Here is a 15,268-nt window from a genome sequence, read left to right on the forward strand (position 1 = left end):
GCGTTGTATATTGAAAGATAGTAAAAGAATAAGGAATAACACAAGGCGATTTACAGACCGGCTGTGAACAAGGCCTGCCACAAAAAAATAGCCGGTACTGGAGAGTACCGGCAACAGGTAACAACCAAAACAGCATTATTAATACTGAGTATCGTCGATTTTAAAAAATACCGGCAGGAATGTTCCCGCCGGTGTGCATAAGTGGATTTTTAAAATACAAACCCTTTCCGCTTGAACATCCAGATATTACGCCAGCCATCTCCCTGCTGTACCAGCGTCATCTCGTTTTCGTTCAGCTTTATAATATTGTAAGCCACATTATTGCCCCAGCTAATGTCGGCACCGCTAATCTTTATTTTCTGGTTCAGCGTATCCAGGCTGAAAAAGCCCTGGGTGGTAGTGCCGTTATGCGTGATGGCGAAATGGGCATTGCCATTCAGATCAAAGGTCATCTGGTCATCAATTACGCCCTGGGTTTTCAGGCCTGCGGCGCCTACTGTCCACCAGGCGGGCTTGTCAGCATCTCCCGGACCGTTACCATGGCAATAACCAGTGGGTACATCTACCGCCCATACCCAGGTTTTACCGGCAGCATCATTGGTAAGCAAATGGTATAATTTGCTGGCGAAAAATTTTGGGTCGTTGGCGCTCACCTTCACTTTCACAGAATCCGTTTTAGGACCGCCACTGCCATAGGCCGAATATTTCACGTAAAAATCACCTGCAAAAGGTAATATCACTACGGCCTTCGTTTCTTTTGTGGTGCCGAAAACATAATCCCAGAAAGGAATTACACCCTTGGTGTTGCTTTCCAGCGTTACCTGGTTATCATATCCCGGCGTTTGAGTAACGGAAAAGTCGAGCTTCATGCCAGCAGGATCCTCCGGCGTAACCCGGTCCTCGTAAGGTGTACAGGCATTCAGCGATATGGCCAGGGCGCCTGCTAAAAGTATATACAGCGATTTCATTTTGGTAGATTTTAATGTGAACAGGATTACCATCCGGTATTTTGTTTCAGCGAACCATTAGACAAATTGATCTGCGTTTCAGGAATGGAAAACAAACCATTGGTTTCACTCCTGAAACTGATATTGAAGGCAGGATCGGTAGCGGTATTGTCTATTGCGTTCTTTGCCACACTCATACCCTGTCTTAACAAATCCCAGTAACGCAGCCCTTCGAGCGACAACTCCAAACGACGTTCTTCCATGATCTGCGCCTTGCTGCTGAGCGTAATCCGATGCGTTTGATCGCCGAAAGCGCGGTCACGCACCCGGTCAATATACCCCTGGGCTTTGGCGATATTGCTACCCAGGTTTAATTCAGCGCCCATCAGCAACACATCGGCAAAACGAATGGCCATGAAGTTGTCGTAGTTATCCGTTTGGAAATTACCGCCCAGGTCATCAGCATTACCATCTTTTAAAGGCGTATATTTTTTGCAATAAAAACCGGTGTATTGTGCCTGGTCTCCTTTTACAAAAGTATTGGCATAACCTTCCCCGTTAATAGAGATGATCGAAGCTGTTTGCCTGCTGTCGCCCGGAGCAAAGGCACGGTACAGGCTTTCATTCACGGTGGCGCCACCCCAGCCTTTATAATAAGGTCCCAGCACCTGGCCGCGTATGCCGATCATCACCTGTACCCGGTTACCATTCTGCTGGCTCTGATCTCCCAGTGCCAGGTAGGTAAACTGTATGGTGAAAATGCCTTCCTGGTTATTCTGTCCCGCGTAGGCTTCCTTGCTTTCTGCTGAAGCACGGAACAGGTTTTGGTATTTAGGTACCAGGCTGTATCCACTGTTGTTAATCACATCATCAATAGCAGTAGTGGCATCTGCCTGGGTAATCACACCTGCTACGTCAGGTTTACTGTAGTAGCCGGTATAGTAGAGAAACACTCGACCTAATAACGCTTCTGCAGCCCATTTGGTGACACGCCCATTTTCTGCGGCAGGAATACTGCTGTAAGGAGTTGCCGGAAGATCGGCAGCCGCCTGCTTCAGATCACTCGCAATGAGGTGATACACGCTATCAGCGCTCGCCTGTGGAACGGTGTAATTGCCGGGTTCCAGCGGAATAGTAATCAATGGTACGTGGCCAAACATCCGTACCAGGTCGAAGTAAAAATAGGCGCGCAGGAAATGCGCTTCCGCGACATAACGCTTCTTCGTAGCATCATCGCCTTTGAAGTTTACACCATCTACCTTTTGTAAAAATTTATTGGCGCGGTAAATACCGGTATAATATTTCTTCCATGCATTGCTGTTCAGATCGGTCATCCGCACGCTTTTGTCCCATTGGCTCCAGCCGTTATCAGAGGAGCCGCCGCCGCCAAAGCAATCATCGGAGGCAATTTCGGAAGTGAGGGAAATATTGCCAAAGCCATCCCAGTTCAATACGCTGTAGGCAGCTACCAATCCCTTGTAGGCATCGGTTGGCGTCTTATAAAAATCTTCCTCTGTGATCGTATTAATCGGCAATGTTTCCAGGAATTTTTTTCCGCAGGAACTCATTACCCCTGTTATTATAATCGCTGCAAGTATCTTTTTCATGATTGCCCGGGTTTAAAATTTAACATTAAGACCGAATAAAATAGTTCTGGGTTGCGGGAAATAACCGAGGTCAGTTCCGGAAGACCAGGGATCTATACCATAACCCACTTCAGGATCCAGGCCACGGTAATGTGTAAACGTAAATACATTCAAACCGGAAACATATAGCCTTAACTGCTGCATAGGCAAACGTTTCAGTAATGTTCTCTTCAGATCATAACCAAGATTGATGCTCTTGATACGCAGGAATGCACCATTGTGTACATACAGATCAGAGAAGCGGGTATAGTTCTGGTTAGGCTCGTTGTTTTGCGTTACGCGCGGAAGGTAGTTGGAAGTACCTTCTCCATGCCAGCGGTCAAAGACGGCCGTGGTATAGTTGTTAACATAACGGTCATAGGCACGGGTACCATCTACGATATCATTGCCACCAACACCACTCAGTAATATCGAAAGATCAAAGCCCTTCCAGTCGGCCGACAAAGACATACCATATGTTTGCTTTGGATTCGGATCGCCTACCTTGGTTTTGTCTTCACCGGTAATTACTCCATCGCCATTCGTGTCTACAAAGCGTACATCGCCAGGCTGTGCATTTGGCTGTATTTTCTGACCGTTTTTGCCGGTATAGGCATCAATTTCTGCCTGGTTTTGGAAAATACCGGCTGTTTTGAGGCCGTAGAAGAAACCAATAGGCATACCATTCTGTGCCCGGAAGTATTCGTCCATATTAGAAGCCAATACCCCGTTATAAGAAGGATGCAATACGCCTTCCTGGTTAGGAATCTGCAATACGGTATTTTTGTTGAAGGAAATATTACCACCGATACCAATGTTCACCTCGCCAAATTTATGATGGTAATTGATACCCAATTCTATCCCCTTGTTTTCAATGTTACCGCCATTGATGGTAGGAGCGCCGGTACCTACAATGTCCGGTATAGGTGCGGTGACCAGCCAGTCGCGGGTGCTCTTCTTGTACCAGTCAAAAGTGATGTTCAGGTTTTTAAACAGCGTTGCATCAAATCCTATGTCTGTTTGTTCCGATGCTTCCCAGCGTAAACGGGGATTGGGAATTTTGTCGGGAGCAGCGCCCACGGCTTTCACACCGTTGAAGTAGTAGTCGCGGTAAGTAGAGTTGATGGTAGCCAGGTAGCGGAAATCGTCGATCCGGTCGCTACCGTTTTGTCCCCATCCACCGCGGATCTTCAGGAAATTCAGCCAGGAAATGTCACGCAGGAAATTTTCGTTGGTGGCAATCCATCCCACAGAAAAGGAAGGGAAATATCCATAACGGTTATCTGCACCAAATTTTGTAGAGCCGTCACGGCGAAGGGTGGCGGTCAACAGGTATTTTTCATCATAGTTATAAAAGATCCTTCCGAAGTAAGACTGCAGGGCATTCATGCTCCGGCTGCCAAATACTTTGCGGGTATCTTCGTTGGTACCATTGCTGATAATGGCATGATCAAAGTCGGGAATGATCAGGTCGGTCTTGCTGCCACCTACATTATATCCTTCATACTTTTTGGCGGTGGTACCTACCATCACATTCAGGTTATTTTTACCCACATTCAACTGGTAGGTGAGGGTGTTATCCCAGTTCCAGGTAAGATTGCGGTAAATAGCCTGGCTGGCCTGCGAATGGGTGTTACTATTGTTGGTACCCAGGTTATATACCGGGATAAATGAATTCACATAGTTATAGGAGATATCGGCGCCGAAATCAGTGCGTAAGGTTAATCCCTTGATCAGCGTAGCTTCTGCATAGATGTCGCCTATAATACGATCAATAATGGTTCTGTTGTTTTGCAGGTAGTCGATGCCGCCAATCGGGTTAACTTCATCTGCATACGCAGATTTGCCATAGCTGCCATCTGCATTGTATACGGGGTAAGTTGGGTTGGCATTTAACAGTCCGCGGATGGAGTTGTTATAGATATTGCCGGTACCAATTCCCCGTTGACGTGTATGGGTATACGTTAAGTTTTCCCCGGTTTTGATTACATCTTTATATAACTTATGTTCTGAGTTAATACGGAAAGACGTTCTTTCAAAGTTAGACCTGCCGGGCAGTCCCATAATCCCCTGCTGCCCCTGGTAGGAGAGGGAAGAGGAATAAATAGAACGTTCATTGCCCCCGGAAAATCCCAGGCTGTATTGCTGGATGGGTGCATTACGAAGGGTAGCCGCTTTTTGCCAGTCGGTGCCTGTACCCAATTTTGCGATGGAATCTGCTGAGTAAATAGGTACGGAGCCGGAGTTTATGGCCGCTTCATTCATAATATTGGCATACTGCGTCGCATTGAGCAGGTCCAGCTTTTTAGCAGGGTTCTGCAGTCCATAAGAGGCATCAAATGTTACGCTGATTTTGCCGGCCTTTCCTTTTTTGGTGGTGATCATCACCAGCCCATTCGCGGCGCGGGTACCATAAATAGCTACAGAGGCGGCATCTTTTAATACATCGATGCTGGCGATATCTGTAGGATTCAAATAGGCGATATCTTCCACGGGAAAACCGTCTACGATGAATAGCGGTTTTGCGTCGCCGTTGGTACCTATCCCACGGATGGTAAACTTCATAGGGTCGCCGGGCTGGCCGGAGTTGGCGGTTACCTGTACACCGGGAGCCTGTCCCTGTAACGATTGCTCAAGGCTAACGCTATGGTTCTTGATCAGGTCATCGTTGTTCAGGTGAACGGTGGCGCCGGTAACTACTTTCTTTTTCTGCACGCCATAACCTACTACCACCAGCTCATCCAGGCCAGTGGCGCTCGATTGCAGGCGAATAGTTATAGGACTTCCCTCGGTAACCGGCACCTCTTGCCGGGTATAACCTACCAGTGAGATCACCAGTATTTCGCCGGCATCGGCCTGTAAAGTGAATGACCCGTTGGCGTTGGTAACGGTGCCACGGTTGGTACCTTTTACGACTATATTAACCCCGGGAAGCGGCGCGCCATCTTTGGCGTCCAGTACCTTACCGGTAACGGTTTGTTTTAGAACATGCGTGTAGGCGCTGTTGTTAACAACGGAGGCCAATAACGTGGGTGGAGCAGTGGCCGCTAAACTGCAGACAGCAAGCGTCCGTAAGACATACTGCCGCGGAATGAGATTGCTGATGGCGTACCTGTTTTTCATGTGAACGTGTTTTATTTAGGCTGAAAGAGTGAACAGACAGTGAATGTTTTTTTGATGGAAGAATGGTCCAGGTCAGAGGGCCCGGACCGTTTTTGCTATTCCATTATATGTTATCATTTTACCTGCTATGTGCTGATGGTCGGGCCCTCCGGGCTGTTGCTTACTCACAAATACCACATCGAAGTACCGCTGCTGCAACATGCCGGGGAAGCTGCCTTCCCGTTGTCCTATGCGGAGCGTTTGTGCGGCTTCATCCCATTGGAAGCTAATCTGGCTGTAAGCGCCTTTCTCGTATTGATAATTATTGTTTTCATCTTCATAAAGGGTAAAAGCCCCGTCTTTACCGGTATATACATACAGGCGGATGGTGTCGGCAGCACGCTCGCTGGTATATTGCAGCGCGGGGCCTACCGGCAGGATAGCGCCTTCCTTTACATACAAAGGCATCCGCGATAAAGGCGCATCGGCTTGTATATGCCGGCCGCCCGACTGGTATTGACCGGTGTAGAAGTCATACCAGCCATTACCCGCCGGCAGATATAGTTCCCGGCTACGCGCTTTATATTGCGTAACAGGATTTACCAGCAGCGAAGGACCAAACATATACTGGTCACGGATTCCCAGCACCGCTGTATCCTGGCCATAATCCATGGCGAGCCCGCGCATAATCGTATAGTCGTGATGGTAAGTACTGCCAGCCAATGAATAGATATAAGGCAGCAAGCGGTAACGCAACTGATCGTAATACAACATCGACTGGTACGCCGTGCTGCTGTCGGGCGCTATATTAAACATCTCCCGGTAGGGATACTGCCCGTGTGAACGGAACATAGGGCAAAAAGCGCCATACTGGAACCAACGGGTATTTAATTCTCTCCACTCTTCCTGCGCAGCTCCCTGTGGATTGGGCTTATCGTATTTATCTTCTACAAAAAATCCACCTATATCAGTGGTCCAGTAAGGCAAGCCCGACATACAGAAGTTCAGACCCGCCGGTATTTGCCTGCCCAGCTCTTCAAACGTGGCGGCAATATCACCGCTCCAGGTGGCGGCAGCATAGCGCTGCAACCCCGCATAGGCGGACCGTGTGAGGATAAATACCCGCTGATCAGGCTTCTCTGACCGCTGCCCTTCGTAAATACCTTTCGCATTTACCAGCGCATAGGTATTGAAGTATTGCGTAGAAGATCCCAGTGCTGTAGGATTCATCAGCGTTTTCCTCACTTCAATAGAGGAATTGGATAAAATATCCGGCTCGGTGGCATCCAGCCACCAGGCGTCCACACCTTTACTAAACAGGTTTTTATTGATCAGGCTCCAGAACAGCTGCCGCGCCTCGGGATTAAATGCATCATAAAACGTAGATACGTACCCGTTACCAATCCAGTCACGCTGCCTGTTTTTGATGTTTTGTTTATACAGCCAGTTTTTACTGTCAAACAACTTGTAATTATCAATACCTTCGTAAAACTTAGGCCATACCGATATCATAAAGTTGGTATGATACTGTTCGTGCAAACGCTTGATCATTCCCGCCGGGTCGGGGAAACGAGCCGGATCAAACTGCTGGCTTCCCCATTCATCCTGTTTCCAATAGCTCCAGTCGAGCACAATGTTGTCGATAGGAATCTGTCTTTTGCGGAACTCCGCCGCGGTGTTTTCAATCTCCGCCTGTGTTTTGTAGCGTTCCCGGCTTTGCCAAAAACCGAGTGCCCAACGTGGAATCATAGTAGCCTTACCGGTTACCTGCCGGTATCCGCTGATCACTTCGTCCATGTTCTTACCATACATGAAATAGTAATCAATTTTATCGGCGGCTTCGGAGCTGAGCTTCATTTTATCGGCAGCTGCCGGATCAGGAGCAAGGAATTTAAGGGAGATAAACGACTGGGCTGTTTCCGGGATCCATTCTACCTTAACGGTAGCAGGTTGCCCTTTTTTCAGTGCCTCCTGGAAAACAGAGGCGCCGGGATTCCAGCTTTCACGCCACCGGTCCAGCTTCAATTGCCCATTGATCCATACTTTGGTATAGCCGGAAGTCGTCATGAAAAATTTGTAGTCGCCGCTGGCATCGGGCGTTACCGTGCCTTCCCAGGTCACCTTACCTTTCACCATCGGGAAAGCCGCCGGTAAGGCGCTCAGCCGGTCCAGGAACTCATAGTCTATTTTATCTTCGGTCTTTTTAACGTACACGGTCTTGTTATACCGGTCGCCGTAAGTGGCGGTAAACCCTCCCGGTTTACCCTCCGCGGAGGTTAAGTGCAAAGCCGACATTTGCTGGTAAGGCCGGTCATCGCCAAAACGGGTAATGGAATAATTATCCCATAAAATACCGTAGTTACGGTTAGATATCACAAAAGGTACGGCCGCCACAGAATTGTACTGGGTAAGGTCTACATCCTGGTTTTTGTAGTTCATCACCCCGGTCTGATGTTGTCCCAGCCCATAAAATGCCTCATCGGCAGGTGACTCAAATACCTGTTGTATTTTATATAAAGATTGCTGATCAATGGTTACCGGGGTGAAAGTCTTACCGCCGCCACGTTGTTCCTGTAGTATAATATGTCCGGCCTTATCAGAGAAACGCACTTCCCCTGTGTGCAGGCCTACTGTGGCTATGAGGCTGGCGGTGCTGAGGGTCACATTATCTGTACTCTCTGCCGCATCCCATTGAATGGAATTACCCTGTTTATTAATAGCCATGAGGCTGGGGGCTCCCTGGAAACTTTCACCCGGGGTAGCGGTTACATGAATCACCCTGTCTGAAACCACCTGTAATTTTATCTGCCTGGCGCCGTTACGGGCGGGTTGTTTTAAATGTACTACTATACCATCCGACAGTTTATCTACCTGGCCGGCAAAACATCCCGTGGTAAGAAGTGTGGCTAGTACGATCGGTATCGTCCTCTTTATCTGCATAACTTGACTGGATTTTTCCTTGATTGAACGTGGTTGTTGGTGATAGGTAACTGGCCTTTTCCAAAACGTGTTTACTTCAAAACGTGTGAAAACAAAAATAAACGGCCCCCCGGATTCACAGGGTACGCGTATGTTTTAGATGTGGGGCGATTATGTTAACCTGTTCTGTCTGCGAGGTGACAGAATGATAGGTAATTGGGTATAAAATGTTAATCTGGAAAGATGCGAGTGGTTGATTATAAATGAGTTACAGCAAGAATAAGCCGATGAGTAATGCGGTAATCAAACCATACAGGATGATCTCTATTAATAGATACAAACGGTTGCTCTTCTTAAAATTGTGCTTAAACATAGACAGATATAATAGTTTCCATGGCAAAATTATCTATTACCCCCTGTTGCCAGGGGGCCCGTTTCGTTATTTAATAGGGTAGGTTTGTTTTAAATAGCTCAGGACTTATGCTTTCCGCTGTCTGCTTTATACTGCGATGGCAGTACATTATATTCCATCTTAAAATAACGGGTGAAATATTTGGGGTTATTGAATCCTACCTCATACGCTACTTCCGCTACGGTGAGCTGGCTTTTCTCCAGGAGTTGAGCGGCACGTTTCAGCCGTATGCTCCGGATAAACTCAATTGGCGACCGCCCGGTAAGCGCCAGTATTTTTTTGTAAACGGATACACGGCTCATAAACAACGCCCGGCTTAGCTCCTCTACAGAGAAGTCAGGATTGGAAATGTTTTTCTCTACGACCTGCAATGCCTGTTGAATAAATTGCTCATCGGCAGAAGAAATGGCAATCTCGCTGGGATTGGCTTCGATATGCTGTTGAAAGGTTTTCCGCAGAGAGGTTTGTTGAGAGATAATATTGCGGAGTCGCGATAATAATACCTCAAAATTAAAAGGCTTTGTGATATAATCCGACGCCCCTGTTTCCAGGGCCTCCAGTTGGTGAGCTTCTTCCGCCCGGGCGGTGAGCAATACTACCGGCAGATGAGCGGTACGTTGCTGGGTCCTCACTTTTCTACAAAGTTCCAGGCCGTCCATTTCGGGCATGGAAATGTCGCTGACGATTAAGTGGGGGAGCGTTTGCTGCAACAGCTTCCAGGCTACCAACCCGTTTTCGGCTTCCAATATCTGGAAATATTGTGACAGGTTATCTTTCAGGTAAAAACGGAAATCTTCATTATCCTCCACCAACAATACTACCGGCTTTTTGCTGTTGCTGTTCACCGGTGCAGCCACAGCAGGTGCGGCCTGTTGTGTGCGGATGGTTTCCTCCATGGCACCGGCAACAGCAGGAGTAACGGCCTTCACCGGCAATACCACGGTAAAGCAGCTGCCCATTTCAGGCGCACTGTCTACACTGATATTGCCGCCATGCATTTTCACGAACTCTTTGGTAATGGATAAACCAATACCGCTGCCCTGGTTCACCACAGAGGAGGGCAAATCATGCTGGAAGAAACGTTCGAAGATATGATCCTGCTTTTCCAGCGGAATACCAATACCGTTATCCTTTACTGCTATCTCCAACTGAGCATCGGCCTCCAGGTATTGCACCTGCACAGCAATGGCCCCGTCTTCCGGGGTAAATTTGAAGGCGTTGGAAAGCAGGTTAAAGAGAATTTTTTCTATTTTGTCTGCATCATACAGCATCTTCAATTCCTGTACATTGCTCTGAAAGGTAAGCGAGATATGCTTTTTATCCGAAAGGTCAGAAAAGGAACCGGTGAGCTCCCGTAAAAAACTGATGATATCTCCTTCGCCGGTATGCAGTTTTATTTCCTGTACTTCCATTTTACGGAAGTCGAGCAACTGGTTAACAAGGTTCAGCAACCGCCGTGCATTCCGTTGCATTAGTTCCAGTTGGGCTTTTAACGGCGCCTCCCCGGTTTGTTTGATGATTTTTTCCAGGGGCGTAATAATGAGACTGAGCGGCGTCCTGAATTCATGGCTCACATTGGTGAAGAAGCGGATTTTGAGGCTATCCAGTTCATGCATGCGTGCAGCTTCCTGGGTTTGCTGCGCCATCCGGAACTTCAGCCTTTCCCGCTCCAGGATGATCCGGCGGGCCAATAACAAAGCGCCTACGATCAGTAACACATAGCACAGGAAGGCGGGCCAGGTTTTCCAGAAAGGGGGAAGTATCCTGATCTTTAAGGTAAGCCCTGCGTCATTCCATACGCCATCATTATTAGATGCCTTTACCCGGAAGGTATATTCCCCCGGATCCAGGTTGGTAAAAGTGGCTCTGCGCTGTGTTCCGTCGGTATACAGCCAGTCTTTGTTAAACCCCTCCAGCATATAGGCATACTGGTTCTTTTCCGGGTGAAAGTAGTTGAGGGACGCAAACTCCAGGGAAAAAACGTTCTCTCCGTGTTTGAGCGTAATACTGCGTATTTCGGAGATGGCCCCCGGCAATAGTACCCTTCCGTTGATTTTTTCACCGGGTAGTATGCTCTTGTTAAAGATCTGCAGATCTGTCAGTACAACAGGTGGTATGTTTTTGTTAAGGGCAATGCTGTTGGGATAAAACAGATTGAAGCCATTCCCACCACCAAAGATCAGCTCACCCCGGCTGGTTTTCAGGGCGGCATTTTCGTTGAAATCTTTGCCCTGCAGTCCATCCGATTCATCATAATTCTTGAAGTGATACGTAGGTGCCTTTCCGTTAGTGCCTGGCTGAAAGGTCATATTACACAAACCATTGGGAGTGCTCATCCAAAGGGTATGATCGTTGGCCTCGAGGATGTTCAGTACGGTATTATCCGGAAGACCGTCGCTTTTCCGGAACGTGGTGAAGTTGTCGTCTTTCGGATTGTAAAGATCCAGTCCCTCGCGGGTGCCGATCCATACACGGTCCTGGCTGTCCTGGAAAATACATACTACGTTATTATGACTCAGGCTCGCCGGGTTATTAGGGTCATTGCTGTAATGCCGGAAGATCCCTGTTTTCGGGCTGCGTATATCCAACCCATCAGAGGTGCCTACCCAAAGGCTTCCTTGCTTGTCTTCCAACAGTGCAGAAACGTATTTGGAGGGAACGGCCGGCCGGAAATGAGCAAATTTATTCGTGGCAGGGTCCAGTTGATTTAGCCCCCCGGCCAGGGTGCCCACCCAAAGACGGTGTTGACTGTCTTCCAGCAATTCCCAGATACTATTGTCGCTTAGGCTGTTACTGTCTTTCGGATCATGTTTGTAGTGTACAAACCGGTGGCCATCAAACCGGTCCAATCCTCCAAAATAAGTACCTACCCACAACTGTCGGGCATGGTCTATTAAAAGACTCACTACTACATTGCCGGATATACTATTAGGATTGGCGGGATCATGGCTGTAGGTAGTAAAGGTATTGTGGTTGCGGTCAAAATAAATTAACCCGCCCCCGTTGGTGCCTATCCAGAGATTGCCTTTGTCGTCTTCCACAAACCGGTTCACGTCATTAAATGGTAAACTGTTATGACTATACGACATGTTCTGGTAAAGTGGAAATTTTACCATGTTTTCATGGTAGTAATTCAGTCCCTTTTTAAAGGTGCCTATCCAGATGATACCGGTGTTATCTTTATACAGCGTGTTAATACTATTCTGACTCAGGCTGCGGCTATCCTCATTGATGTTTTCGATGTAACGGACCTGCTGCGCTTTTTTATCTATAATATTAATGCCTCCGTGATCGGTACCTACCCATATCAATCCATTGTTATCAGGTACAATACCTCTCACGATGTTATTATTAAGCGCAAGGCCGGGCGTATGCTGATCTATATGCCGGAAGGTATATTGACGGGTATTGAAGTGGTAAACCCCGTTGTCTTCATTGTTGTTGAATAGCCAGAGATCCCCGTCATTGTCAGCCACCATCGACCAGTTAGCGCCGCCCAGGCTATTATTGCGATAGAGGACGCGGTGACTACGGCTGTCCATCTTTTCCAGGATACCGTTGCTGTGCAGCAGCCAGCAATAACCGGCCTTGTCGGCTACCAGTGCCGAAACGCTATTGGTAGCAATACTGCCGGTGTCGGCGGTATGCGCAAGCCGTGTGGCGGTATGTTGTCCGTCTGTGATAAAAATGCCGGCATTAGGGTGTAGCAGCCAGTACTGGCCCGCAGGCATCTTGGTGATAGCTGTTAGTGTATTGCCGGGTACACCCCATTGTTGCAGCAATGTTTCCGGGTGGCGGTTAAAACGACCGGTAACGGGATCATAAACATTGATACCACTGCGGGTTCTGATCCAGAGCTGCCGCGCCGGTCCCTCCATGATCTGGCTGATATTGTTGTCGGATAAAGAACTGCTGTCGCGCAAGTCGTGGAGATAGACGGTAAAATGGTAACCGTCGAATCGGTTCAATCCTATTCCGGTGCCAATCCATAGGAAGCCAGTGCTATCCCGGAAAATGCAGTTCACCTGGTTGTTAGATAAGCCCTGGTTAATATCAATCCGGTTAAACTGGTAAGCGAGGGTTTGACCCGGTAATGTCCTGGTAAATAGTAGAAAAAAGAAGAATATAATAGCCCGCTTCCGCATGTGCACACCCCTTGGTTGAAAAATGTTAGCCCGACAATTATTAAGGCGCAACAATATAACACAAAACGATTATAAAGAAAGAAAGGTCGAAAGAATTCGACCTTTATTGCTAAAATTCCACGTTATGGCACTCAGGTCCATAAAAAGTTAATCAGTTAATAGCCCGGTAAAACCGGTATATAATAAGTGATATGCTGCAATGGTGTGGGGTGCCAGCCCCTTGTCATACAAAAGTAGGGGAAGCTAAAACGATTGTCAAGAAATTAGCAAACAATATTTTTAAAATTATAGAAAGGGGGCTGGCACCCACTTTTTACCTGCATGATAATTTCAGTAACCGCTGGAATTATAATCTTTAATGAATATTGAGTATTTTTTTGCCAATTTTAGAAATTCCATGAAACTACTCGCACTCAGCTTATTCTTGTCGGCCGGCTTAGCCTGCGCCAGCGTAGCCCAACAGCCCGCAAAGTCTCCAAAGGTCACCCTTGATTACTATTACAACAACGAATTTAAAAAAGACCATGCCGGTAACCCGTTCAGGTGGCATTATATCTGGAATGAAACTGATAACGGAGGCTTATCTATCTGGGGCGGCATCTTCGATTCGCTCGGCGTAAGAAGGGATAGCCTGCTGCAAGCTCCTACCATGGCTAACCTACAGCATACCGATATCTATATGATCATTGATCCGGATACAGACACTGAATCGCCGCGTCCCAATTACATGAATGAAAAAGATGCCCGGGAAATTTATAACTGGGTGAAAGCCGGTGGGGTATTGGTATTGATGGAAAATGACTCGCTGAACGCCGACTTTGTCCATTTTAATAAACTCAGTGAGAAATTCGGTATTCATTTCAACGGCGACAGTAAAAACCGCGTACAGGGCCGTAACTGGGCGCAGGGCGCTTTTAAAATTCCTCCGGGGCATGAAATATTCTCCGGCGTAAGCAAAGTATATATTAAGGAGCTATCTACGCTCACGCTGAAAAAGCCCGCCAGGGCAGTATATGAAGATGATGGCCATGTGATTATGGCGGTTGCTGCCGTGGGTAAAGGCACTGTATTTGCAGTAGGGGACCCCTGGTTTTATAATGAATATGTAAACGGGGAAAGGCTTACGCCCGATTATGAAAATTACGGAGCAGCCGTAGATCTCACCAAATGGCTGCTATCGAAAATAAAACGATAATGACTAATGTCCCAGGAACTGCAGGTTCCTGCGGATCCCGGCAAACTTACTGCGCTTCAGGGGAGAGTGGCGGAAAATGGTTTTAAAAGCTTCTTCCGTCAGCTCTTCCCAGTCACGGGTCGTAAAGTTCAGGATAGCCGGAATCGGGTTGAATTCCGCCTCCTGGTGAGCTTTGGAGAAACGATTCCAGGGACATACGTCCTGGCACGTATCACAGCCAAACATCCAGTCGTCAAACTGTCCCTTCATCTTCTCCGGTATCAGCTGATCCTTCAGCTCTATGGTAAAATAAGAAATACATTTGCTGCCATCTACTACGCCCGGCGCTACCAGCGCTTCGGTGGGACAGGCATCCAGGCAGCGTGTACACGATCCGCAATAGTCGCCCACCGGACCGTCATACTCCAGGGGGATGTCAGTAATGAGGGTGGCTATAAAGAAGAAGGAGCCTGCCTGTTTGTGGATCAGGTTCCCGTTTTTACCTATCCAGCCAAGCCCGCTACGCCGGGCCCAGGCCCGCTCCAGTACCGGCGCCGAATCCACAAATCCGCGTCCCTGCACCGGCCCGATATGCTCCTGCATCCGCAGCAGCATAGTCTTTAACCTCGCCCGGATCACCTCATGATAATCGTGACCGTAAGCATACTTGGAAATACGGGGAGCATCTACCCGCTGTTCGGCGGAAGGAAAATAATTGAACAAGAGCGTAATCACCGACTGGGCGCCGGCTACCAGCTTCCTGGGGTCTATCCGCTTGTCGAAATGGTTTTCCATATATTGCATGTTGCCATGCATACCCTTATTCAGCCAGGACTCCAGCCGGCGCGCATCATCATCCAGTTGCTCCGCACGGGCTATACCACAGTGATCAAATCCCAGCTCCTTTGCCAGCTGCTTTATGAATAAAGTATGGGTCATCCCCA

General features: G+C 47.9%; 7 protein-coding genes. 1 reads left to right on the plus strand and 6 read right to left on the minus strand.

Annotated elements, in window-relative coordinates; genetic code table 11:
• Positions 1–209: 209 nt before the first annotated feature.
• From HGH91_RS18995 to HGH91_RS19015, 5 genes are all read right to left on the minus strand, one after another.
• Positions 210–968, minus strand: coding sequence for a hypothetical protein (locus HGH91_RS18995; RefSeq protein WP_168740377.1), 759 nt, complete (start codon positions 966–968; stop codon positions 210–212).
• Between the two features lie 26 nt (positions 969–994).
• Complete coding sequence (locus HGH91_RS19000) at positions 995–2,554, minus strand: RagB/SusD family nutrient uptake outer membrane protein (RefSeq protein ID WP_168740378.1); 1,560 nt, start codon at positions 2,552–2,554, stop codon at positions 995–997.
• A gap of 12 nt (positions 2,555–2,566) precedes the next feature.
• Entirely contained in the window at positions 2,567–5,695 is a 3,129-nt protein-coding gene (locus tag HGH91_RS19005) for a SusC/RagA family TonB-linked outer membrane protein (RefSeq protein ID WP_168740379.1), read from the minus strand.
• Positions 5,696–5,767: 72 nt separating this feature from the next.
• Positions 5,768–8,614 (minus strand): TIM-barrel domain-containing protein, encoded by a 2,847-nt coding sequence (locus HGH91_RS19010; protein ID WP_168740380.1) that lies wholly within the window; start codon positions 8,612–8,614, stop codon positions 5,768–5,770.
• A 450-nt stretch (positions 8,615–9,064) separates the two neighbouring features.
• Entirely contained in the window at positions 9,065–13,150 is a 4,086-nt protein-coding gene (locus HGH91_RS19015; protein WP_168740599.1) for a hybrid sensor histidine kinase/response regulator transcription factor, read from the minus strand.
• Positions 13,151–13,547: 397 nt separating this feature from the next.
• Between HGH91_RS19015 and HGH91_RS19020 the strand changes: the two genes are divergently transcribed.
• Complete coding sequence (locus HGH91_RS19020; protein WP_168740381.1) at positions 13,548–14,345, plus strand: DUF4350 domain-containing protein; 798 nt, start codon at positions 13,548–13,550, stop codon at positions 14,343–14,345.
• Positions 14,346–14,348: 3 nt separating this feature from the next.
• On the opposite strand, the gene queG is transcribed toward HGH91_RS19020, so the two are convergent.
• Positions 14,349–15,263, minus strand: coding sequence for a tRNA epoxyqueuosine(34) reductase QueG (gene queG, locus HGH91_RS19025; RefSeq protein ID WP_168740382.1), 915 nt, complete (start codon positions 15,261–15,263; stop codon positions 14,349–14,351).
• Positions 15,264–15,268: the final 5 nt, after the last annotated feature.

The sequence above is a fragment of the Chitinophaga eiseniae genome, assembly GCF_012641265.1.
Taxonomy (GTDB): domain Bacteria; phylum Bacteroidota; class Bacteroidia; order Chitinophagales; family Chitinophagaceae; genus Chitinophaga; species Chitinophaga eiseniae_A.